Below are 25,120 nucleotides of genomic sequence, written 5' to 3' on the forward strand. Positions count from 1 at the left end.
ATGGATAAGCAAACCCATAACAGCAAATCATACCCGTCAGATATTGCTGCATCGGCTCGTAAGGGCTTATTTCCTAAATTAAACCGGTTGTTTGAGAAAATGTTCCGGCAGGAACGGCAGCAGGAGCGTCGTAAAAGGCTGGAAGACTTCTTCACTCTAGAGCAGTTGGAGCCCCGACTGCTGCTTTCAGCCGACCCCATTGCTGCACTGCAGGATAACGCACTCCAATTAGAGCAGGATGCCAAGGTTACACTTCAGGTCGTTATTAATGAAACTGATCAGCAACAATATCTTCGTTTGGTCGACGAAAATAAAACAGTGTTGGGTCAGAAGAAAATCAGTGATATTGCGGCGGGGAGCACTATTACTGTGACGGGGTCAGAAGGTGCGGACAGTTTAACAATTGATCAATCGTTCCTTGATCTGGGTGAGCAGTCTTTTGTGCTTCAGTTTGATGGGCGGGGCGGTAATGATACTGTCGCTGCAGGTGATGATGTCACAGACAGTGCCTGGCAGATTAACGGCGAAAATGAAGGCTCCATGGGCGCTAATGGCATTGTGGAGTTTCTGGATGTCGAAGCGCTTCAGACAAATCAGAAAAATCAGGCCGATGAATCCAGACACGTACTGGCCGCCATTAATGATGATTATCACTGGCTGATTGATAAAGACGAAGATGGTAAAGGTGTTCTGTCGACCCTTGAAGGTGTTGAAGGCAGCATTACACAGACACCGTCGAATACAAAGATCACCTTTTCCGGTTTTGATATTCTGGGTGGCAGTGGTTCAGATTATCTGGATTACAGTCAGAGAGAGACCGGTGTGGACGTTAACCTGGATCTGGAAACAGCCGCTGGTTTTGATGGCATTACCGGGTTTAATACCGTTATTGGCTCCAAAGCCAGCGATACGCTGACAGGCGATGGCAACGACAACCTGTTCATTGTCGGTGCTGGCGATAAGGTCGAGGGTAATGGTGGTTTTGATACGGTGCTCTTTGATCAGGTTGATGGTGACCTGAAGCTTAATGCATCCACAGAGGGGGGGGCGGGAGATGCAGTCAACGTTTTTGAATACGAAACAGGAACCTGGGCGAATGATGGCAGTGACTGGTCGTTTACATCCAGTGGCAAGCTGGAAGCAAAGGATGTAGATCTGCTGGCGGCGAGAGGTGATGACAGTAATAACCGCTTTGATTTTTCCGCTGCGACGGTTGAGGTTTATCTCGATGGTGGCAGTGGTGATGATACGCTGATTGGTGGCAGCAAAAATGACCTGTTGATCGGTGGAGCAGGTGCTGATCAGATTACAGGTGGTGATGGTTACGATCAGCTGATTGAAGTCCGGGCTGCTGACTTCAAGCTGGAAAATAACACGCTGACGATTGGTAATGACGGTTTAGATACTCTGGAGGGTATTGAATCCGTTTACCTTAAAGCGATCTCCAAAGCGGGAGATGTTTCAGGTTATAGACTGGATGCAAGGAATGCGAAGCACGAAGCAGACCTTGACCCTGCCCATGCAGATTATGATGCAGCCGCACATCGAGAGTACGACATTACCCTGGTCGGTACCGAGCTGGATGATGAACTTTATGCATCCTCCTATGGCGATACTCTGAGCGGCCTTGGCGGTGCAGATACCATCACCGGTGGTTCTGGTCAGGATACCCTCGAAGAAGATTTTGCCGGACGAGCTTCGATATCAGATGCATCCGGGAGTTATGAGCTTGATCTGGCTCAGGGGGCCTCTGAGGTTTGGGTATTTGATATTCCTACCGGCAAAACCAGTACCGGTTTTACGTTATCTATTTCAACATCTGATGGTACTTTTAACACTGACACCATTGCCTGGGATGCAGACGGTTGGGATATTGTTCGATCTATTGAAAAGGCACTGAACATACCGTTTGGCCAGATTGCTGTCAGTAAGACCGTTGATGGCAAGTGGCAGCTTGAATTCACCGGTTTGTATGCGGGAACGGGAATAGCCTCGGCAATCTCTGACAGTGAAAGTGCCAATATCGTTTCGATTACAACGAACGGTAATAAATCGGTTGATACCCTGAATAGCTTTGACAGTAATGACACATTGAAACTGTCAGGGAGTGAATTAGTAGACCATGTCAATCTATCTGCTTTTTCAGGAAAGTCAGAAATCACCACGTTTGGTGGCAATGATATCATTACCGGCACCCAGGGCATAAACATCATCAATGCCGGTAAAGGCAATGACTCTATTTTTGTTACCTCAATCAGCGCCGACTCCATTGATGGTGGCGAAGGTTACGACACCATTGTCGCTGATGTGAGTAATGTGGCTGATGCGGCCAGTGGCTATACCCTTGATCTTGACAATAGTCAGTTAATGCTGGGGGCAACGATTCTTTCGCATCAGGGCTTTGAATCGTCGGCGCTGATTGGTGGTGCTGGAAATGATATGCTGGATGCAGATGGCTTTCATGGAGTATCGGCCAGTACCAGCCTTGACAGTATTGCCGGATGGAATGCGCTTTCTGAACATACTCTGAGGCTGACTCTGGAAGATGGCAGCACAATTCTTGATATCGATGTCAGCTCCTCTTCAACCTTGCAAGAACTCATTGATCTCATCAATGCAGCAGACGACAGAGGTAGTGATAATCCCTTAATCAGTTTTGATCAGGCTTCTGCAGAACTGACATTTAATGGGCTGTCAACGCTGGGTGTGGCTGGTACTGACAACAGTATCCTTACGGTTTTAGGCTTTACTTCTGGCACTTCTGGTACGGTTATTAAAGGTGTGAGTTTAAGCCTGCTGGCATCTCTTCAACTGACCAGTCAGAAAGGGAATGGAGGTCAGGATAAATATACCGGCTCTAAGGGGACGGATTTCTTTATCATTGATTCCATAGACCTTGAAGTGGATGGGAAAGATGGCCGGGATATTCTGTCTGCTGAAACGACCAGCTTATATACAACACTGGTTATAAAAGACGATAAACTGACCTGGTCAGGTCAGGATGTTGACCCAACCGATTCCACTCAAACCATCGATGTTTCATCCTCCGTTACCATCGGTAATCTGGAAGCTGCTGAACTGCTTGCTATAGACGGAGCAGAGTTGCTGGATGGAAGCAGTGCCACACTGGATCTGGTTCTGGATGCTGCCACTTCAACGGCTACCTTGAAAGGCAGCTCTGGTGATAATGAAATTCGTCTCAGTGTGGATGGCCGGTCTGATGTAAACACTGACAAAGTCACCGTTGAACTTAATGATAATACCAATACGAATGAGGTTGTCTTTTACGGCAGCAGTGCTGACTTTACGGTCAGTGATTTTGGCTGGGCAACCATTACCGGTGGCAACTACGTTGCGGTTAAAGAGAGCAGCGATGATCTCACCATTAATAGTGATCTGATCTGGACGGGAGGGGATCTTAAATTCCGTGCATTGAATGGCAAGATTACTGTTAATGGCAGCATTCAAACTGATAACAGTAGTTCGACAGATCGTGCCGGTAATATTACCTTTGCTGCCCGCATTGTTGAGATAAACAACAATGTCACAGCGGTTGGCCAAAACACGGCAAGCAGCGGTGATATCACCATTGAAGCCATTGATGGGCGTAACCTGATATACGGTAGCCTAGAACAGGGTGCTGCATCGATATTGGCGGCACTGCCCGTGTACTATAACGTCGATCTGCAATCGGCCACGGTAACCATCGGTGATGTGACGATTCAGGGTAAAGATATCAATATTCTTGCCCGCGCGGAGTCGAACCCTGACAGGGATATGAATAACGATGATGGGGTTTTTGGTGAAAATATTCCCATCATTGATGATCTGGCAAACGAAGTTGAAGATTTCAAACTGATTGCTGGTGTCAGTCGCTCCGATGTGACCAGCAAAATTACCATCTCCAGTGGCACCACCCTCAAGGGTGATAACATCACCATCCATGCCAACTCCATCGCCAGAGTCAATGCTTCACCCATTTCCATAGGTCTTGCGGTGGCTGTCGGGGTGCTGGATACCGACGCCGTGATCGATATTCAGGGAACACTGGACGCTGAAGGTAATATCAGTATTACTGGTCAGGCAGATAATTACCTGAATATTGACGCTGAGCCATTGTTTGGCCTGAAGGGCTTTGCCGGCAGTGTTGCTGTGGGTGTGCTGAATTCAAACTCCCAGGTGATAGTGAACAGCGGCAGTAGCATTACCGCAGGTGGAAACCTGACAGTTAAGGCGGCAACGGTGGATTACAGCCTGGTGTCTGCTGCCAGTGAGGCGGGTAATTCAGGCAAGGCCGCAGCCAGTGTCGCGGTCCAGGTTGAAAGTGGTCATACCGAAGCTGTGCTTGCCGGTGATGTTCTGGTTAATGGGGATGTGATTGTAGAAGCGGCCCAGCAACAGGCGGAGCTGAATCCGACCAGTTCTGAAGCCATTGTTGATCGAGTGCCCAGTGTTCTTGATAAGTATGAAGATGCCGCGAAACAGAAGGTTGCCTTTAATAAAAAAGTACCCTTAGGCAAGTGGCTACAGAAAAAGGTTAAGCCCAGCGATCGTCTCAAGCCGACAAAAGCCACCGTCGGTATTGCTTTTGTGTATGCAGAAGACAGTAACCAGGTGCATGCTTATCTTGGTCAGGACAGTGCTGACAGTGATATTAATGCAGGCGGCAGCCTTGACTTACTGGCAACCGCCGAGAGTCGTCTGTTAACTGCAACATCTTCTACGTCCAGTACACCATCTCAATTAAGTCAGGTAGAAGGTACGGCAGGAACTGATACCAGCAGTGGCGAGTTTAAGCAGGTTCCGTTTGGTGCTGCTGTCTCGGTTACCATTGCGTCATTGGATAACAATGCTCAGGCACAGGTTCGGGGCAATACTGAGCTTGATGCACTGGGTGCCATTAATGTTAATGCAACGGCTCAAAACTTAACCGGCCTGATTGCGCCGGATACCACTATAAAATACGTAAAACCCAAGTTGGTTGATAAGTCTGAAATCGGTGGAAACTATAAGATTAATAATGGTGATCTGATTCGATTCGATGACTCAAAGTATCAATGGGGTAACACCGGAACCCCGCCAGAGATTGGTTATTTTGGTGCTGTATACAAATTTAAAGGTCTTAATGGTAGCTCCCTCACTCTGGCTACAGAGAATTTCAGTGATGGAACCCGCTGGGAATTGTTAGGGAATCAATATAGCAGTCTTCCCTATCAATTCTTTGGCGGTGATTCTGACTTGTATTTGCTGGATAACGATATCAAATCAGAAGCCGCCGGAGCGAAAACGTCTCTTGCACTGAATTTCTCATATCTGGATTCAAAACAAACAGCGAATGCCCTGGTTAAAGGGCTGGTGAAGATTAACCAGAAAGCTGACTTTATCAGTGCTTTTGATTCATTCAGTGATGCACCCGATGCTTCTGCTTCACGTAATCTCTCTATTACCTCAAATACCAATAATCAATCAGTAGACTGGGTGGGTAATAAAACTGCTACAACGTCGTCTATTGAAAAAATCAATAATCTCTACAAACTGCTTGGCGCTTCAGAGAGTGGTAACGGTGTCGGTGCCAGTGTCTTCCTGAATAATATCACCAATACCAGCACGGCTATGATAGAGACGGGTGCTGACATTTATGCAGATAAGGTCTCCGTTAAGGCGGATAGCGATGTTTTTGCCGTGAATCTCGGGTACGCCGGCGGTTCAGGTACAGCCAGCCTGGGAATTGCTGGCCTCTATATGCAGAACACCATTGATAGCACAACCATTGCCCTGATTCAGTCTGGAGTCACTTTGGTTGCTGGCGCAGATGATGGGGATGTCAGCGTTGAACGGCTGTCGGTTGTTGCTGATAACCGGGTTGATCTGATTGTTGCAGCAGGCGCGATGGGCAGTGCAGGCAAGCTGGGTGTGGGTGCGTCAGCGGCGGTCAGTGATATCACCAAAGTAACTAAGGCTTTGGTGGGTTCTGAAGACAATATGACCGAAGCGGGCTCAGTGGTCGTTAATGGTGACGCGCGTATTGCAGCGGACAGCGGAGGCCTGATTATTGGTACAGCGCTCAGTGCTTCCTGGGCAACCGGTAAGGTGACACCATCAGGTGGAGAAACGCCTAAGACAGAAAACACACCTTATGGTATCAGCGCAGCAGGTGCGTTCATTTTTAACACGATAAATAGCACTACTGTTGCCGGTATTCTGAATCTCTCCAGTTTCAATGCACAGAATCTTTCCCTGAAAGCCACGGAAAGCAGCGGTGTGTTTGCCTTCCCAATTACCTATGCCAGCGCCAGCGCTAACAAGGTTGCCCTGGCTGCTGCTGGCATTGGCTTAATGAACGATGCGACATTTACTGTGAGCTCCGGTATTACCAATGTTGGATCGGTGAATCTGACAACGCTGGATGTGCTGGCGAAAAACGACAGTATTGTGATTACCAGTTCAGTGGCTGCTTCCATCGCCGGTATTGCTGAGTCTTCAGTGGAAAGCAACTCCAGCAGTATAGCCCTGACAGGAAACGTGTCGGTCAACAATGTGACGGCGGATATCGATGCCTATCTTATTGATGTCGATGATCTAACGGTCACCGGTAAAAACGGTAGCGATGTTGCTGTCAGTATAGAGGCAAAAGATGAATCAGAGGTTTATGCCGTTGCCCTGGGTGTCGCCTATGCCGGTAACGGTGCTGTCAGTGCGACGATTGCTGAAAATAACATTAATAGCGACATAGATGCCCTGATCAGCGGTACCGACCTAACCGTTGAAACCGGAAAGATTAAGCATCAGGCAAAAAGTGAGGCAGATATGGTATCTGTCGCACTGGGTGCATCGTTTGCAGAAGACTCCAAACCGGACTTTGACACCAAAGTAGGGATTGCCGTTGGTGCGGCCATCAGCAATAACATGGTGCGCATGAACACACGTGCCCGCGTTATGAGCGACAGTGTGATTACACTGCCTGCCAGGCACCTTGATGACGCTCGTCTGGACATTGTCGCTGATAATGAAACCGATATTACTGCCGTTGTGGTTGGTGCCGCTATTGGGTCTCAAACCGGTGCGGATACAACCGTCACGTTAACCGGCTCCGGTGCTGAGGCGAACAACAAAGTCTATGGCGACACCGAAGCGCTGGTTGATGGTTCAATCATTAAACAGGCTACTTCCAATCAGGGCGCTTCAGACGAAGCGATCGGTGTGTTTCTGGATGCGGATGTCGATGGTTCGGTGACGGGTGTGGTTGTCGCTGCTAACCTGGCTTATGGCAGTGCCACGACAGGTGCTGGTGTAGTGGGAGGTATTGGCGTCAGCCTTGCTGAGAACACCATTGGTGGTGATCCGGACAATGGCGACAATGCCAACAGTTTACGAGCAGTCATTAATAACTCGGATATAGACATCACTGGTGAAGTCAGTACGAACGCAGAAAGCACTCAGAATATTTCATCGGTGATTACCGCTGCTTCTGTGGCTGTCGCCAAATCGGAGTCTGGTATTGGGGCTGGGCTTAGTGGTGTAGGTGCTGATGCCAAAAACACGGTGAAGGTTGATATTGACTCGGGTGTTAAGGCCAGCACAGATGGGCATACACTCCTGGCTGATAAACTCACCATTGACGCTAAAGACGACTCAGACATTTTAAGTACCGTTGTCGGTGCAACCATTGCCGGTGCCTATTCCGGAACATCCAGTACTGGCACATTGAGCATTGGTGTCTCTCTTGCAAAAAATGAGGTGAATACCAATACCAAAGCGATTATCGATAACGTTGATGTAGGTTCCTCAAGTCGTAAAACTGGTTCTGTTTCATTGAGTGCGTCATCCAACGCTGAGATCACTGCCACTTCAGTGTCGGCCTCACTGTCAGCCAGTTACTCCTCTGCATCGGGCAGCTCTGCGGCATTAAGTGGTGGTGGTGCTTCCTCAAATAATACGATTCTTGGGAATACGTCCGCTGTTGTCCGTAGCAGCGACCTCAAGAGCAATGCTGATCTTTCCGTTATTGCTGCCAATACATCAACCATTGATGCTTCAGTTGTGGCGGCTTCCGTTGCCGCTGCTGCAGATACCAGTAGTGGAAGTCTGGGTGTTTCCATCGGAGCCGCAGTCACCAGTAACCAGATTGGTGCTGAAAATGATCCTCTGGGAGTGAAGGCGTATCTGGAAAACTCGCAAGTGGATACCGCTGGTAATCTGACCTTTTCTGCGACCGGTGATATGACCATTAAAGCAGATGCCGGCGCGGGTTCTGGTGCTGTAGCAGGCAGCACTGGAGGCGCAGGTCTTTCTGCCAGTGGTGCGGGGGCAAAAGCCAGCAACAGTGGTTACGCGGATGTACTGGCTTACATTGATAATACGACAGCGACTGACGGCCATTCGATTTTTGCCGGGGCGGTCAGCATTACCGCGAAGGATGACAGCGAAATAACCAGCAAAGCGGTAGGTGCATCTCTTGGTGTCAGCTATGCGCCATCCAGTGCAACCGGTGCGGTCAGTATTGGTGTATCACTGGCGGAAAATGACCTGGATATCAATACAGCTGCCCGTATTGCCGGTGTCAGTGGCGGTTCTGCAGAACGTAAGCTTGGCAGTATTACCTTGTCAGCAGACTCAACAGCGACTATTGATTCTACCTCTGTCGCTGCATCTCTGGCAGGGACCTATGGTTCATCTGGATCGTTGTCCCTGAGTGGGGGAGGTGCATCATCCAATAACACCATTAACGGTGCTACCGAAGCCACTATAAATGGCAGTAACCTGTTCAGTAACTCAGATGTATCGGTGACTGCATCCAACACATCGACCATCAATGCAACAGTGGTTGCTGAATCCATAGCGGCATCAGGAAGCAGTGGTAGCAGCAGTGCAGCTGTGTCCATCGGTGCAGCGCTGACCAGTAATGCGATTGGCAACAGTCAAAGTGACCGTTATGGTGTTCTTGCTTATCTGAAAGATACCAGTATTGATGCTGACGGTGATTTAACCCTGTCCGCCACTGGTGATATGACCATTAATGCCAACAGTGGTGCTGGTTCTGCTGCGGTAACCGGCAGTAGTCAGGCTGCCATTGCCGGCAGTGGTTCTGGTGCCAGTGCTGAAAATTCCATCTTTGGCCAGGTTGCGTCGTTTATCGATAATACGCCAACCGGCCAGGCCACTGTCAGCAGTGATCGGATTATGGTGGGCGACCTGAGCCTGACAGGCACCAATACCTCAAAAATCACCAGTACGGCGGTAGGTGCTTCGCTTGCTGGCAGTTATGCCGCAGGTTCAGGTTCTGCCGGGATCACAGTTGGAGTTTCTCTGGCTGAAAACAAGGTTGATATTGATACAGTGGCCAGGCTTGACCATGTGAATGGAGGTAAAGAAGATCAATTAAACGGTAGTGTGTCTCTGTCTGCTTCATCCGATAACACGATCAAGGCACATTCCGTTGCCGCTTCTCTGGCTGCTACGTTTGGCTCTTCTGGCGCAATCTCTCTGAGTGGCGGCGGAGCCTATGCTGGCAATACCATTGGTGGCTCAACCGAAGCCCTGGTTGAAAGCAGTGACCTGTTCAGCAATGGCGACGTTTCCATTAAAGCGACCAATAAGTCGGATATAGATTCAACGACAGTAGCTGTTTCTGCGGCTGTTGCGGCAGACTCCGGCAGTGGCAGTGCCGGTATTTCCATTGGTGCAGCCATCACCGAAAACACTATTGGTACGAGTGATGATCGCCTCAGAGTCAAAGCTCTTATGGAGGATAGCGCTCTGACCATTGATGGTGATCTGAATATTGATGCGACGAATGACATGACCGTCGATGCTGAAGTTGGAGCGGGTTCGGCGGCTGTTGTGGTTAGCACTAATGGCTCGGGTCTCGCTGGTAGTGGCTCCGGAGTTGGTGCGACCAATAAGATTTATGGTGAGACGCTGGCCTGGATTGATCACAGCAGAGATATCAATGCAGGCAAAATAACAGTTAATGCCATTAACAATGCGTCCATCACATCTGTAGCGGCTTCTGCGAGCCTTGCCTTTGGTCTTGCACCCAGTGGTGGCAGCGTATCGCTTGCTGTAGCGGCTTCGGTTGCAGAGAACACTATTGATTCGATCGCAGGAGCCAAGGCTACAGGTCAAAATACTGGCAGGCCCAAATTCCTCTCTGAGTCCCTGGCTGTTAATGCAACCGATACGTCTACTGTTGATGCCCAGGTCGTCGGCGTTTCTTTAGGGGCAGCGGTTGGTGAGTCATTTGGTGGTACGCTGACCGTTGGCGCGGTGGAAGCTATTAACACCGTTGCTAATCAAATTTACGCAAATGTTGAATATCTGGATATTCAAGCCAGAAATGGCGGTGTGACCGTTGGTTCCCATGAAGGTACAACTGTTACCTTAAAGGCTGAAGCGGCTTCTGTTGCCATTGCTGGTGGTAAAGTTGGTGTCTCACTCGCCGGTGCCGGTGTAAAAGGTACCAATACAATAAACAACAGTAGTCAGGCATTAATCAGTGATTCAAAAATCACATTGGTTCCCCGTTCTGACTATGCAGGTTCAAGCCTGACTGATGAGCTGTTGGAAAGTGACCTGGTTGAATTTGCCGATGGCGTCTATCGCTATATTGGCAGTGATCTTGATCTTTCTCCTGATTTCGAGTCAGACGGCTACAAGTACGATGAAAATGGCAGTCGTGTAGGCGTGGCACAAACATCGGTAGAGAGTGGTGAGCAGTTCTACTTTATCGATGGTACTTATCGCAATAATGGCGCAACAGAGCTTTCGCTGGAGAAAGCCATTGCTGTAGCCGCTGCGCTGCGTGCTGAAGCGTTAGCATCAGAAGCGGGTAGATATGAAAGTCTTGCCAGCACAGCTCAGAGTAATGCGGATGCTGCCCAGGCATCGGCAGATGCGGCCCAGACTGAAGCAGATCGACTGGCTGCCCTTGCTGATACTGCGGTAGAAGCATCATTAAATGCCAGTACATCGAACGCGGTAGCAAAAGCCGAAGCGGCAGAGCTAGCCGTTGCTGCATGGCAGACCGAGCTTGAAAATGTAGTGAAGCTTCAGGAAACCGCTGACCAGCTTCAGGAAGAGGCCGATGTCTGGAATGCCATCTCTACATCAGCCAGATCGGCAGCAGATGATGCCCAGTCACTGGCAGAGAGTGCCGCTGCTGAGGCGGGGCTGGATGCTGCGGGAGTGTCAGCACTCAAACCGGATTGGTCACTGTTAGATCTTGACGAAGTTAAACGTACAACACCGGCAGATGACTGGATGTTGGTTTATGCCAATGCAGATTATGGCGATCAGGATGTTTCTGTTACCGCGGTTAATAATGCTGCTATTACCTCTGTCGTTGGAGCTGCCAGTGGCTCTGTGGGAGCCGGAAAGGGGGGTGCGGCAGCAGCCATCGGTGTAACGCTGTCCGAAAACACCATCGGATCCAATCATATTACCTCTGCCTACATTGAAGATTCGCAGATAACTTCACTCAACGACATTGTTGTTAATGCACAGTCACTGTCGACTATCGACAGCACCGTTTATGGTGCGGGTGTTGCCGTTGCCGCCGGTAAGTTTGCGATCGCTGGTGCTGGCGTTGGCATTGATCTTGACAATACCATCGGTGGCAGCACCTCTGCTTATGTCAATAACTCCGCCATGGTGGCTGGTAATGATATTTCCATCACTGCTGATGCTGATGGTCAGGTGGTTAAAGCGGATGCCGTTGCTGCTGCCATATCAGCAGCTATTGGACTGGGTGGCTCCTTTTCCATCTCCGCAACGGATATTGATAACACCATGGCTATGGCCGTGAGTGCCTGGCTGAATGTAGACGACAGCGAAAGTATTGCTAATCAGGATTACCGGGTATTTGCCGGCAACGATATTGAGGTTGCCAGCCATGCCAATGCCCTGATGAAAAATGTTGATGCGACAGCGGTGACCTTCAGTGCCGGTCTGGCCGGTGCCAGCGGAGGTGGTGTGGATATCACTAACCTGGTCAATAATCAGGTAAATGCAACCATCAGTGGCAGTGATAATAGCAGTGCTGTGATTGGCTCTATGGGGGATATCAATCTTAAAGCCAGTGAAGCGACCGATTTAAGCATCAATGTGACCAATGTGGCACTCAGTGCCAGCATTGGTGGCGCTCTTGGTATTGCCCTGGTTCGTAATGATGTCCGCAGCTCGATTTCCAGCAAGGTCAAAGATACTTCGCTGGAAGCCCAGAATATTTATATCGATGCCCAGGCGGATAATAACATCCATAAGACACAAGCCTTTGGTTTTGCTGCGGCGCTTGCGGCTGCCAGCGCTAACCGTGCCGATGTCGATATCACCACCACGGTGTCAGCCGTAACAGAGTCAGCCAAACTGACTGCGGTTGATGACGTTGTTATTAATGCCAATGCCACCAATTATGCCCGTGCCGATGCCAGTGGTGGTGCTGCCGGCGCGGTTGCTGCCGGTGCCATGATTGCAGATATTGAGCAGGGTAACGATGGTTCTGACGATGTGCTGGTGGAAATCGGTGATGGCTCACAACTGGGTGCTGCCAGTATTACGGTAAAAGCGTCCGGTAATGATGACCTTCTGCCAGAAACCATTGCGGCCTCCGGTGGCTATGTTGCTGGTGCTGGTGCAGAGAGTAATGTCACCAGTTACCAGGCTGTCGTCGCCAATATTGGTAAGGGTGTTGTGATTGAGGCAGATCAGTTTGACCTGAGCAGTATGCTCGATCAAACCGTCGATGCCAGTGCAGATGCCTTCACGGTGGCGTTAGCCTCTGGTGCCGGTGCCGGACTGAATATCATTATTAATAGTTACGCGGATGTGAATATTGGTGCCAGCACCGGCCTGCCGGGTTCTGATAATCCTTCATCCATTACCGCTCATGATATCAATATTAATGCCCTGAATCGCTTTGATAAATCACGGTTCAGTAACGGTAAATCCCTGAGAACCGGTTCTGGTAATATTGTGGGTGTCAATGTGATGGTGAGCCAGGCCATCCTGAACAATCAGGCGCGTATAAACCTGACCGATGATGTGCAACTGGTGGCAGAAGGCAGCTACGACGATAAAGCTTCCCTTCGTATTGAAGCCCGGAATGACATCACTACTGTTGATAGCATTACACTGGAAACCGTCAGTGCCGTAGGTGGCATCAATGCTGCGACCAGCAAGGTAGAAGCCAATTCTGATGCCAGGGTGAATATCGATGGTGCGGTGATAGAAAACGTCACGGGCAAAGTATTTGTGACCGCGAAAACGGATTCCGAGAATCGGGCCAGTGCCGATATTCTTGCGGTTTCCGGACTGTCCAGTGCGGCTACCGGTGTTGCGATTGCTACAACGAATGCTCGAAATAATGTCAGCATTGCCAATGCCACTATGAAGGCTGGAGACGTCTATCTCTATGCTGGTAAGAGTAGCCAGGGTGTGCTGAATATTCTTGAGAGCAGTGCCAATGTCGAACTGACATCAGTCTCTACCTCTGCCAATGTAGCAGTGCCGGTTCCAGATGCCGACATCACCGAAACCAATACCATCACTTTGGGTAACAACGCTGATATCAAGTCGATGACGGATATCACCATTGAAGCCCGTGAAGGTATCGGTGGTAGTGAGCGGGCGAAAGAGTCGGGGCTGACACTGTCTATATCCGGAGTTCCTTACGGTGTGGATATTGACCGTGAGGGTTCTGTCACTTCCAACAACCAGTTCTCGGTTGCAGATTCTGCCAAGGTGACAGCCGGCGTTAATAATAAATCCTTCCTGCAGATTCGTCCTGTGGCTGAGATACAAAGCATCCTTAACGACAGTAGTAAAGTCAGTGCTGATGGTGTCATCAATATCGATGCGCTGACCGATGACGATAAAAAACTGTTGTTTGGTGTAGATAATGCGCAAGGTGAAGTGGTTATTCCAGAATTGCCAGAGGATGTGGTGTATATGATGGAGGAGCTTGCGCTCAGCACCATCAACTTCCTGGTAACTCAGGATACAGTGATTGAGCACAACGGCAGTTATTACCAGTACACCCCTCAGAACAGCGCTGAAATCGACCTGCAGCAGGAAAATTACAGTAACAAAAATCGCTGGACCAAGTTGAATCTGACATTGGCGCAGATTGAATCTCTGGGCTACCCGATTTACGAAAGCTCTATTACTGACGCTCTTGCCAGCGCCATGACCGGTGAGTTCTTCGTGGTTAAACCCAGAGAGCTGGATTCACCTACCCTGACGTTTACCAATTTAAGTACGGTGCTGTTTGAGCAAAAGGCTCAGGTAGAGAGTTGGATTCGTGATCACAGTACGAACACTGAAGCCATTGCCCGCTATCAGGTTCAACTGGAAGAGATCAATAATAAAATTGATGAGCTTGGGCTGTCTGATTATGTCCATACTGTGGATGCAGGTCAGATTGTTAAGGCACCAGACGGCAATTACTATCAGAGCAAAATCAAACAGGAAAGCATTCTTGAGTTAGCGGACTATTCCGACACTACGTTGTGGCAGAAAACCAACTTAACGTCGGGTGCCTGGGATTATACCGATACTGCCCGCGCCACCAGTAAAGTTTACAATCAGGCACTGGATATCCTGATGGTAGACCTGCCGGATGTTTATGCAGCTCCCGGTTCCGTCTATCTGCAGATTGATGGCAAAAGCGCTGAATCTCTGGCTGCTCTGGACAATATGGACAACCTCCATGCCCGGGAAGGCGCAACCATTCAGATCGTTAATAGCACACCATTTGCCTTGCGTGTGAATGACGCCATTGTTCAAGACTCCCAGCGGATTGAAATGGTGGGTGGTTCCCTCAAAACCTATACGCCGGGTGCCGTTCAGATTAATTATAAGGATGTTAATTCCATTGCCATCCGTGGTGGTACTCAGTCCACCGATGGCCAGGGCGACAATTCTGACTCACTGAATGAAATTATTATTTATCAGGACAGTGACCCGCAGTTTATTAAAGATGCTTACGGAAATTTCACACTGCCTGAAATCCCTCAAGGGATGTACATTCAGGGTAATGTGGTGAATGAAAACGGTGGTGCCTATATCAATAACCGGGAAGGTTCTATTGAAGTCTCTACCCAGATTCGTGCTGAGACCGTCAATGTCTTTGCCGCTGGTGATTTCTCTCTGAACTCGGATGCGTGGTTTCATACCAATAAAGATCCACGCCAGTATATTAATTACCAGTTGATGCGTAACTTTGTTTACAACAAAGAAGGCAACTCGCGTTCTTATCAGACTGGTTTAAGTAATACCTCGCTGATCTACACAATGTTTAAGGCTAAATACAACGAACTGACCACCAATATCAATGTCGATAACTCCCAGATTGTCTCCATGGGCAAAATCACTCTGACCGCCCGTTACCTGAATATCAATGGGCTGATTCAGAGTGGGGTGAATACGGTTTATCTGGAGATTGATGAAAACTTCCGTGGTGGATCTAAAAATGTCGACCTGACCAATAAGAAAGGTCAGGCCATTGCGGGTGTCAGCTTTGCCAATCCGAATGACAGCAGTAATGTCAAAGTACCTGTCGATGGATACTGGGATGCTGTACGAAAGGCAATCATTATTGAAGACATTGTGCCTGCCGGTGGTGAGGTTGTAATTTCCGGTCAGATTATCAGCACAGGTAATGGACGTATTGTGGCGGCCAGTGGTTATGCTTCTGTCAATATCAACAATAACAGCGGTTATGAGCTGGTTATGAACGATATCGATAACCGTCAATATCGCGAAGGCAAGATCACCATCATTGACAGTAAGCAGCTGACCAGGGATGAGTACCAATACAATGGTTCTGGCGCAACTCACACGAAGTACACTGGCACATTGATTCCTGCCACCGGCAATGACATCGCCAGAATTGAATATGCGCAACAGAGCACCAGCAATGGCGCTGCGGATTCTTTTGCTTATAAAGTTGCTGCCGGTTCACGCTATGTATGGACAGAAGGCCAGAGCAAAACCAAAACAACGGTCCGTAAGTACGAGAAGAAGAGCTTTAACCTGTTTGGTGATAACTCGTTTGGCGACTGGCTGGTTAAGGATAAGAGCTATAAGTGGGAAACCATTGAGTTCACTGATAAGAAACCACTGCTTGAATCCGAGTCGGTGCTGCTACCAATTGAAGGGGCTGAGTCTGCAGATTATAAGGTGACTTATATTCAGACTGAGGGTGATCCTAATGTTTATGACTTTGATCGTGAATCCTGGACAACAGGTGGCGGATGGCTCCGCAAAAAAACGGTACACACCAAGATTACTGTGGTTGAGGGGCTGAAAGATTATTACACCCATTCCCTGAAAGCAGACTACGACATCGCCATTGATTTCCTCAGTGGTAATAGCCAGCCGGATGTGAATATTACCAGTAAGGGTAATATTACCCTGTCCGGTAAGATCAAAATGGCTGACGAAGGCAGCTTAAATATCCTGTCTACCAATGGTGCTATTACCATGAGTGACGGTGTTTATGCCCTGACTTCTCAGGCAGATATTGAAGCGAAAGGCACTGTCCGTGTGATTCTGGAGGGCAATACTACAGATAAAGGTCACCGCGTAGTGTCTAATACTGGCAGTGTCTATCTTGGTGTTGTGCAGGATGATAATCCCGGGGAAGGGAAGAGTAGTTCAAACAAGCTGTACATCGATGAAATCTCTGCTCGCCATACTGTCGAAATCAATGCCGGTGGCGGCATCTTCAAAGCCAGTGGCGGTGAAACGGTCTCTATTTCTGCCAATGTCATTGAGCTTCTGGCACTTGGTGGTGATATTGGGCACCTGACCATTGATTCAGCCACCCGAAATGATGCGGGTTACATCACTGTTGAGGCTCAGGGCAATGTTGCATTGACTGAGCACGCTGGTGATATGAATGTGAACCAGATTATTGCCGCAAAAGTCGATGGTGTTGGCAGTTCACCTTATGGTGTACAGCTGACCACCAACAGTGGTGATATTCTGGATGCCAATGATGATGAAGTGCGCGCCTCCAGTCTCGATACCTCTGCTGCCCAGCAGTTTTATGCGGAATCTCAGGTGACCAATGAAGCGGATGCAGTGACTGAACTGTATCACCAGTACTGGAATATCCTCCGAGATAATGGCTCAGTGGGCTATCTGTCCGATGTTACTGCGTACGACAAATACAATGATTTGTTTGAACAGCTTTCCGGCGATGAACTGGCAGATGCACAGAGTCGTATTGCGGCATTGAATAGCAGCCTGACGGTTGCCTCTGAATACGATATGTCCTTTGATCAGCTGACCGTCTGGAAAGCGACGGATGTCAGCTCTGCTGCTGGTACTATTAGTGAATTCGGAAGCCGTATTCAGCAACAGGTAAACAGCAATCGACCTGTATTTGAAAGTATTCTTTCTCCGGGCATTGTTGCGAAGCTCTACCCGGATACCCCGATTATTGGTGGCGCAGGAAATACCGGGTCAGCAGAAGCAGCCAATATCCAGACACTGGTCAGTGGTAGCGCAATTATCCTTAACGCTTCTGGCGGATTAGGCCAGACCGGTGACCGTATCACCATTGATATGAGCGGTGGTGTTGTTGCCCTGGAGGAGAGTGAGAAAGAGATCCTCGCCCAGGCGACAGGCAGTGATGTCGTCGCCACGGATTATGTCTTCTATGTATACACTGGTACGGCGGGTGATATCTCCCAGCTAGATATCAATTACAATGATGGTAACTGGACAGAAATCAGCAGCCTGGATGCATCCGCTAATGGTTTCACCTCAGTAACTTATGGTGACTATGTTCAGGTAGACCAGGACGGAGTACCCGTTCTTTATCAATACACGGGCACCAGTGACTCGATTGAACTTACCCAGGAAAACTTTGACGACACCGGCTCTCCATGGCAGCTCGTCAGTGTGACCAGTGTTGCGCCTGCCAGTGTGTTCAACCTGAACTCTGGCGATCTGGTGATGCAGCTGAACTCAGTCACGATTCAGCTGTGGGATGACTTGAACCTTCAAGGCGATGTTAACCTGACGGCACAAGCCGGAGAGGGCATTGCCATCGAACATGGCGGTGCACTGTCCATTGATCACATTGTAGGTGCAAGCTGGGTGCGACTGAACGTTGCCGGAGCATTGATTGACAGCGGTGAGCACAATACTGCTGCCCTGGTCAGTGCTGGCGACCTTGTTCTGATTACTAGTGGAAATATTCATTCCCAGGGTGATGGAGGGTTCCGTGTTCAGGTAGCGGAGTCTGCAAAACTGAGTGTCGATACCGTGGGTTCTGTTGATATCTGGCAGGTTGAAGGCAATGTCAGTATTGCGGGTAAGAATACGACGATTGGCGATCTGTATCTGGATGATGTGGCCGCTACCGGTGATCTTACCTTTACTGCTGGATTACTATCTTCCTTCACTCCAACCACTTTCGGTGCGGGGCAGGCAGATATTGTTGTTGAGAAAATCAGCACGACGGCAGGCAAGGTGACTCTGCAGGCTGCAGGCGATATTCTCGATGCTTATGACGATGCCAACAGTGCGATCATCAATATCCGTGCTCAGGATTTGATGCTGGTTGCTGGTGGCGGTATTGGCAGCCGACAGAACCAGATTGATAACTATCTGGACTTCAAACTTACCGGTGATGTTTCGGCCAATGCTCGCAGCGACGTATATCTGAATGCAATAGAAAGCTCTCTGAGCGTTGGTCAGATTACTTCCGATGCTAATGTCATTTTGGAGTCAGCCCAATCCATTCTGGATGGCGATCAGGACAATAATAATGAGTTGATCAGTCTGACCGGTGTTAGTGATATTACAGCGTCTTCTATTTTCCTTAATGCCACCAATGGCACCATTGGCCAGCTGGGTAATCAGTTGGAAATTGATACCACTGGCGGACAGCTGACCAGCCTCAGCGGTAAGAGCACGTACCTGAGAGAAGTGCGTGGCGACTTGTTTATCGCCAGTCTGGTTGCGGACAGCGATAACAGTGGTCGTGGTGATGCCAATATCTACCTTACCGCTGATGGTCGTGTTCTGAATGGTAATGCCTCCGGTGACACGATTACGGCAAGTGGCTTACGCATTGTTGCTGGCCAGGGTATTGGTGCTGCTGGTGATGCTCTCAGAACGCTGATTGATCATCTGGAAGCAGAAGTACTGGTCGGTAGTCTTATTCTTAATAATACCGGAGCCCTGATGGTGGGTGGCGTCAGTGATGAAATGGAAGGTCTGCTGGTGCAGGGCTCCATCGAACTGGTTGCACAAAGCCCGCTCACCATTAATGAAGATGTTATCGCCAGTACAGGCGATATCACGTTGACCGCGATGGATTCACTGTCTGCAGGTGATGATCTGACGGTAAATGCTGTTGAAATTGATGCTGAGTTGGGCAATCTGATTCTGAACGCTGGTGATAAATTTGAACTGAATCTGGATGGTCTGCTCAACGCCGCTCAAACGCTGACCCTTAATACTGACCTTGGCAGTGTGGACAGTGAATCTGGTGATATCAAACTTTACGGCAGCCTGAATGCTGCCACCATTCTGGTAAACACCGGACAGGGTGATGATGCAGCCCTGTTTGATGTGCAGGATATCGATGGCGATGTTGATGTCAATACTGGTGCCGGTAATGACCTACTGACCATTAACCAATTGGTCAGCCGTTTGGCAGAAGATGCCTTTGTGCTGGATGGTGAAGGCGGCACGGATACTTACACGATCTATCGCACTGGTAACAACGCGGACTATGTTGTTGATGTCCGTGATTCCGGTTCTGAAGCCGATGGTGCAGACACTCTGACCATCAATGGTACTTCAGAAGCTGACACCTTCCTGCTGCGGGCGAACTTTGTAGCAGCCATGCACACCGATAGTCAGGGCGAATACACTTCGACTGTCGAACGAATCAACTACGACCAGAATATCAATGCCCGCCTGACGCTGAATGGCCTTGATGGTAATGACAGTTTCTTCAGTGATGATAACAGTACTATTACGACGCTGGATGGCGGTGCTGGCAATGACCGTTTCCAGATTGGCCAGCTGTTTGGGTTGGATCGTAATACCGCGGAAGGCACCGTTGCTGCAGGTGATGAAATTGAAACCACCGAAACGACTCTTGGCTTCCTTAGTAAAGGTAATAGTCTGCCCATGGTTGTTTATGGGGGTGATGGTAAAGACGAAATCAAAGTTTACTCCAATAAAGGCATTACTAAACTTTATGGGGAAGACGGCGACGACAGTTTTGTGGTGCGCGCTTTCCTGAAAAAGAACACACTGCAAACCGCGGGTGGTGGTGATGTGGAGTTATTCGGCGGTGAGGGTGCCGACGATATTCAATACAGTATTAATTCACCACTGAAAATTGACGGTGGTAACGGCACGGACTCTGTTGTGGTTCTGGGTACCGAAGGTGATGACAACTTTATGATCACCGAAAAAGGTATCTTCGGTGCCGGTTTGAATATCAGTTTTGATGGTGTGGAACTGGCGGAAGTGGACGGGCTGGAGGGCGATGATACCTTCTATGTGCTCAGCACCAGTGATGATGTGGAAACCACCATTATTGGTGGTTTGGGTGCAGATACCTTCAATATCGCCAGTGATGTGACTAAGCCCATTGTTTCCTACTCAGTAGAAGGCCGCAGTAGCTTTGTTAACCACAGTGTGTTCAGTGATGACCTGTCCTACAACGATATTTTTGTGGAAGGCATCTCCCTGAACGTAGCCAGTAAAGAAAACGGTGCCATTGGTGTTGAACGTGATGATGGTGAGGTTGTGGTCAGTGAAGGCGGTGTTACTGACTTCTACGAGTTGCAGCTGAATGCACCAAAACCGTCGGATGCGACCATTGCTTATGTCACCGTTTCTGCTGCCAGAGCCTCTGGCAGCGATAAAGATAAAACCAATGGGTTGGCAGACAGTGTTCTGATTTCTCTGGATGGTCAGACTTTCCATGAGTCTCTGGTCATTGCCTACGACTCAGAAACCAACTGGGATGATGCCACCAGAATCTACATCAAGGCGGTGGATGATCAAGCTGCCGAAGGTCAACGGGATTATGTGATCAGCCACAGTGTCCGCAGTGATAACCCGGACTTCGATCAGCTGGATATCGATAATGTTGAAGTAGTCGTTAATGACAATGATATGGGTGGCATTATTGTCAGCCCCGTCAGCAACCTGACGGTGGTTGAAGGTGGTAGTGAAATCACCTTTGATGTCCGCCTCGCAACAACCCCTGAAATTGGGCAGGTTGTCACGGTATCTCTGGCTGAGATTATTCCTTCTGACTGGAGCAGTCAGCTGACTCTGAGTACTGATACACTGACGTTTGATCACACCAACTGGGCTGGCCAGTTTACGGTGACTGCAACAGACGATGGATCTGTTGAAAATCTCTATCGAGCAGGTATCACGCTCTCTGCATCTGGTGACTATGCGGCGGAGAGTGTGTCGTTGGATATTGACGTCGTGGATAACGACAGTGGTTCGGTCATTATTACTCAGACCGATGGCTCGACACTGGTGAGTGCGACGCAACAGGATGCTTACCAGATTGTACTCAGTAAACAACCTGCTGCACCAGTGACGGTAAATTTGCTGAATGATGGACAGGTACTGTTCAGCAGTGCTGATCCACGATTTGATGCCAGTACCAATAGTGTGACCTTCGGTATCGATGACTGGGATTCACCAATTGAGCTGACTTTGGCTGCTAACACCGGCTTCCAGCCTGAAACGGATTCTCAGCCGGTTCAGAACCCACCATTGCAGCCGCATACGCTCTCAGATATTCGCGGCAAACTGATTATCGAAGGTGGCACACCAGACGGTAAAAAGCGTGAACTGACAAAGGCCGTCATGTTGCCAACAGAGATTGACGGGCCATTGCCACTGGTTAACATTGAACTGAATGAAGATGAGCAGACCGATACACTGAATGTCTTTAACGATGGCAGCATCCAGAATGACTCCGGTATGTTGACTGAGGATACGATTACCGGACTCGGTATGACGTCAGGTAAGGGTATTGAATATCACGATATAGAAGTGCTCGAAGTTCTGCTGGGGAGTGGTGATGATGACTTCACCATTGAAAATACCGCTTCCAATGTGATCACCGTCGTACATGGTGGTGGTGGTAATGACACCTTGACTGTTAATGATAGTGCCAGTGAGGGAGCACTCATCCTCCTGGGTGATTCTGTTCAGAACGGTTCTACTTACAATGCAACATCGAACCAGAAGACCGAAAAGGCCAGAGAGTATACTAACCCCGGCAACGATGTGATTAATGCTTCAGGTGCCGGCGCTTCCGTTGTGATCTACGGTGGACAGGGCAATGATACGCTGACTGGCAGCCAATACAGTGACCATATTGCCGGAGGCTCTGGTAATGACAAGATCTATGGTCTTGATGGCGATGACCATATCTATGGTGATTCCGGTTTCAATCTGGACGTTTCAACTCGCCTGGATCTCTCCACGCAAATTTTGACCGTGGTAAACGATGCCGATTTGCTCAACGACAACCTGGATACTGCAGACCAGCTAACGGTGGGTAGTGACACCATTGATGGTGGTGAGGGCAATGACATTATTCTGAGTGACAAGGGTGAAATCGTACAACAGCTGGATACCAATCGGATTCTGACCACTGGTCTGGTAATCAGCATTCACAGTTCCCAACGTGATCAGGGCGGAGATGACATTGTTGATGGCAGTGCTGGTGAGGATGTCGTGATTGCCGGGTTTGGTAACGACACTATCCGTGGCGGCACAGGCAATGACATTCTGCTGGGTGACAATGGTCAATTAAATTATGTCGACGGTGATACTGACCTGCAGACACTGGACAGTGTTATTACTATCGACGCGGACCTGGGCGGTGATGATCACATTTCCGGGCAGTCCGGTGATGACATTATCTTTGGTGGTGCCGGCAGTGATTCACTCTATGGTGATGGCTTCGTCAATCGTCTGGCGATAATCGATGAGTCTGATAATGACATCATCATTGGTGATCTTGGTGCCATTGCTCTCGTTAGTAACCGAGCCGTTCGAATTTACAGTACAGACACCAACGTGGGTGATAGCGATACCATCCAGGGGAATGAAGACAATGATATTATTATTGCCGGTGCAGGTGGTGATGATGTTAAAGGCAATCAGGGGAATGATTGGATTCTGGCCGACTTTGGTGAAATAGATCTTCGTAATGGTCAGCAGGTGCTGAGTACCGCCTCTGGTGACAGCCACAGCACTGGCGATGATATTGTCGATGTTGGTGAAGGTGAGAACCGGGTTTTGGGCGGTCTTGGTGACGATCAGATTACAGCCGGCTCAGGCAGTGATATCGTTGTTGGCGATAACGGTGCTTTGACCTATGACAACGGTATTCTGGTTAAGTTAACCAGCCTTGATACAGAAACCGGTGGTGATGACACCATCAGAGCCGGTAACGGTAATAATCTTATTATTGCTGGTCTGGGTGATGACAATGTCATCACTGGCAATGGCAATGATGATATCGCTGGTGACAATGCCACATTGACCTTTAACGACAGTGGCATTCTTCGGGAAATGGTAACCATCGAAGCCACACTGGGTGGTGGTGATGTCATCAGCGCTGGCGATGGTAATAACCGTATTCTTGGTGGGCAGGGAGATGATGAGATCACCACTGGCAGCGGTAATGATCATATTGCTGGCGATAATGCCATTCTTGCCTATGATGACAGCGGGGTTATTACCCGTGCAGAATCCATAGCCCTTGCCTTTGGTGGTGACGATCTGATTGAGTCCGGTTCAGGCAATGACCTGATTCTGGGTGGCTTTGGTAACGATGAACTGACGGCAGGGGACGGTAACGATACCGTTATCGGTGATAACGGACAGGTTAACTTTGTTGGTGGTATTCGCAACGAAGTCTTCAGCACCGATATCAGCAACAGCACAGGTGGGAATGACGTTATCAACCTGGGCAATGACAGTGATCAGGCCATTGGCGGTGTTGGCAATGACCAGATGAACAATACATCGGGTGAGACCGTCATAATTGGCGACGATGGCAGCATTGTTAATGACTCAGCAGGGCGTTACCTCACAGTTCGGACCGGAAGCACAACCATTGGTGGTAATGATCGTATTGTAGGAGGTCTGAACCGTGACATCATGATGGGCGGCTTTGGTGATGACTTCCTGGATGGTCAGGCTGGTGATGATCTGATGGGGGGGGATGGCACACAGGTGACTCGCAGCCCATCAACCATTGTTATTGAAGCGGTAGACCTGTTCACTGGTGGTGTTGATACTTTGATTGGCGGCTCTGGCCTGGATCGTATGCAGGGGCATTTTGGTGGTGACTTCTTTGATGGTGACTTTAGTGAGGATGTCATGATCGGGGAATATGGTCGTTTCACCTTTAATGCCAATACCGAAGCGCAGCAGGCAACATTTGTTGTTTCTCTGGCACAGAATGGCCTTGATTTGATCAGGGGGCAGCAGACTAACCTGTTCAGTAATTTTGCCAAGCAGTTCTTTGCGGAATCGGGACTGGGGCAGGTAGCACGAGCCAGGGCTCTGGAAACACCACTGTTTACGGAAGACGCTCAAGAAGCCTTCGCACGATTAACGCCGGCTTCCCAGCAGAGAACTCTGGCTTCCAGTGAAGTAACCGCTACAGAGATTGAAGCGGAGCAGCAGGAAGTTCCGGTCGAAGAGGTACCCGTCAATGAGCAACAGGTGCCTGAAGAAGAATTGGTGCCGGTTGAAGGTGAGCCAACTGTTGAGCCAAGTTGTGAAGTTATTGATGATAACCCTGAAGGCTTCTGTGAACCAATGGGAGTGGCTCAAGTGCCTGAAAATCATTCAAGTGATGTGTCTGAGACGACATTGGAGCATCAAAGCTCAGGCATTGATTTAAAGGCGGTAATGGCTGGGTTTTCTGCCTGGGCAATTGTGCGGCCTGTTAGAAAACAACGGATTCGGTGAACTTCTGATTCGGAAATTGTGTAGTGCGTGTATTTTCAAAAAACTCCGCATTCGGTTCCCGCCACCCCGCCATACACTTTGACCCTTACGGTGTCTGTCGTAAGGGTTTTGTCGTTTATAT

The 25,120-nt window shown here is 49.1% G+C and carries 1 protein-coding gene; it reads left to right on the plus strand.

What is annotated here, in order from left to right; all coding sequences use genetic code 11:
- A complete protein-coding gene (locus J7439_RS06240) occupies positions 1-24,999 on the plus strand; it encodes an LEPR-XLL domain-containing protein (protein WP_209200968.1) in 24,999 nt (8,332 codons plus the stop codon).
- The last annotated feature ends 121 nt before the right edge of the window (positions 25,000-25,120 follow it).

This window comes from Salinisphaera sp. G21_0, from assembly GCF_017744115.1.
Classification (GTDB): domain Bacteria; phylum Pseudomonadota; class Gammaproteobacteria; order Pseudomonadales; family Endozoicomonadaceae; genus Endozoicomonas.

What these genes read in the sequence shown, in the direction of transcription:
- J7439_RS06240 (WP_209200968.1), top strand. Translation starts at nt 1, where the DNA reads ATGGATAAGCAAACCCATAACAGCAAATCATACCCGTCAGATATTGCT.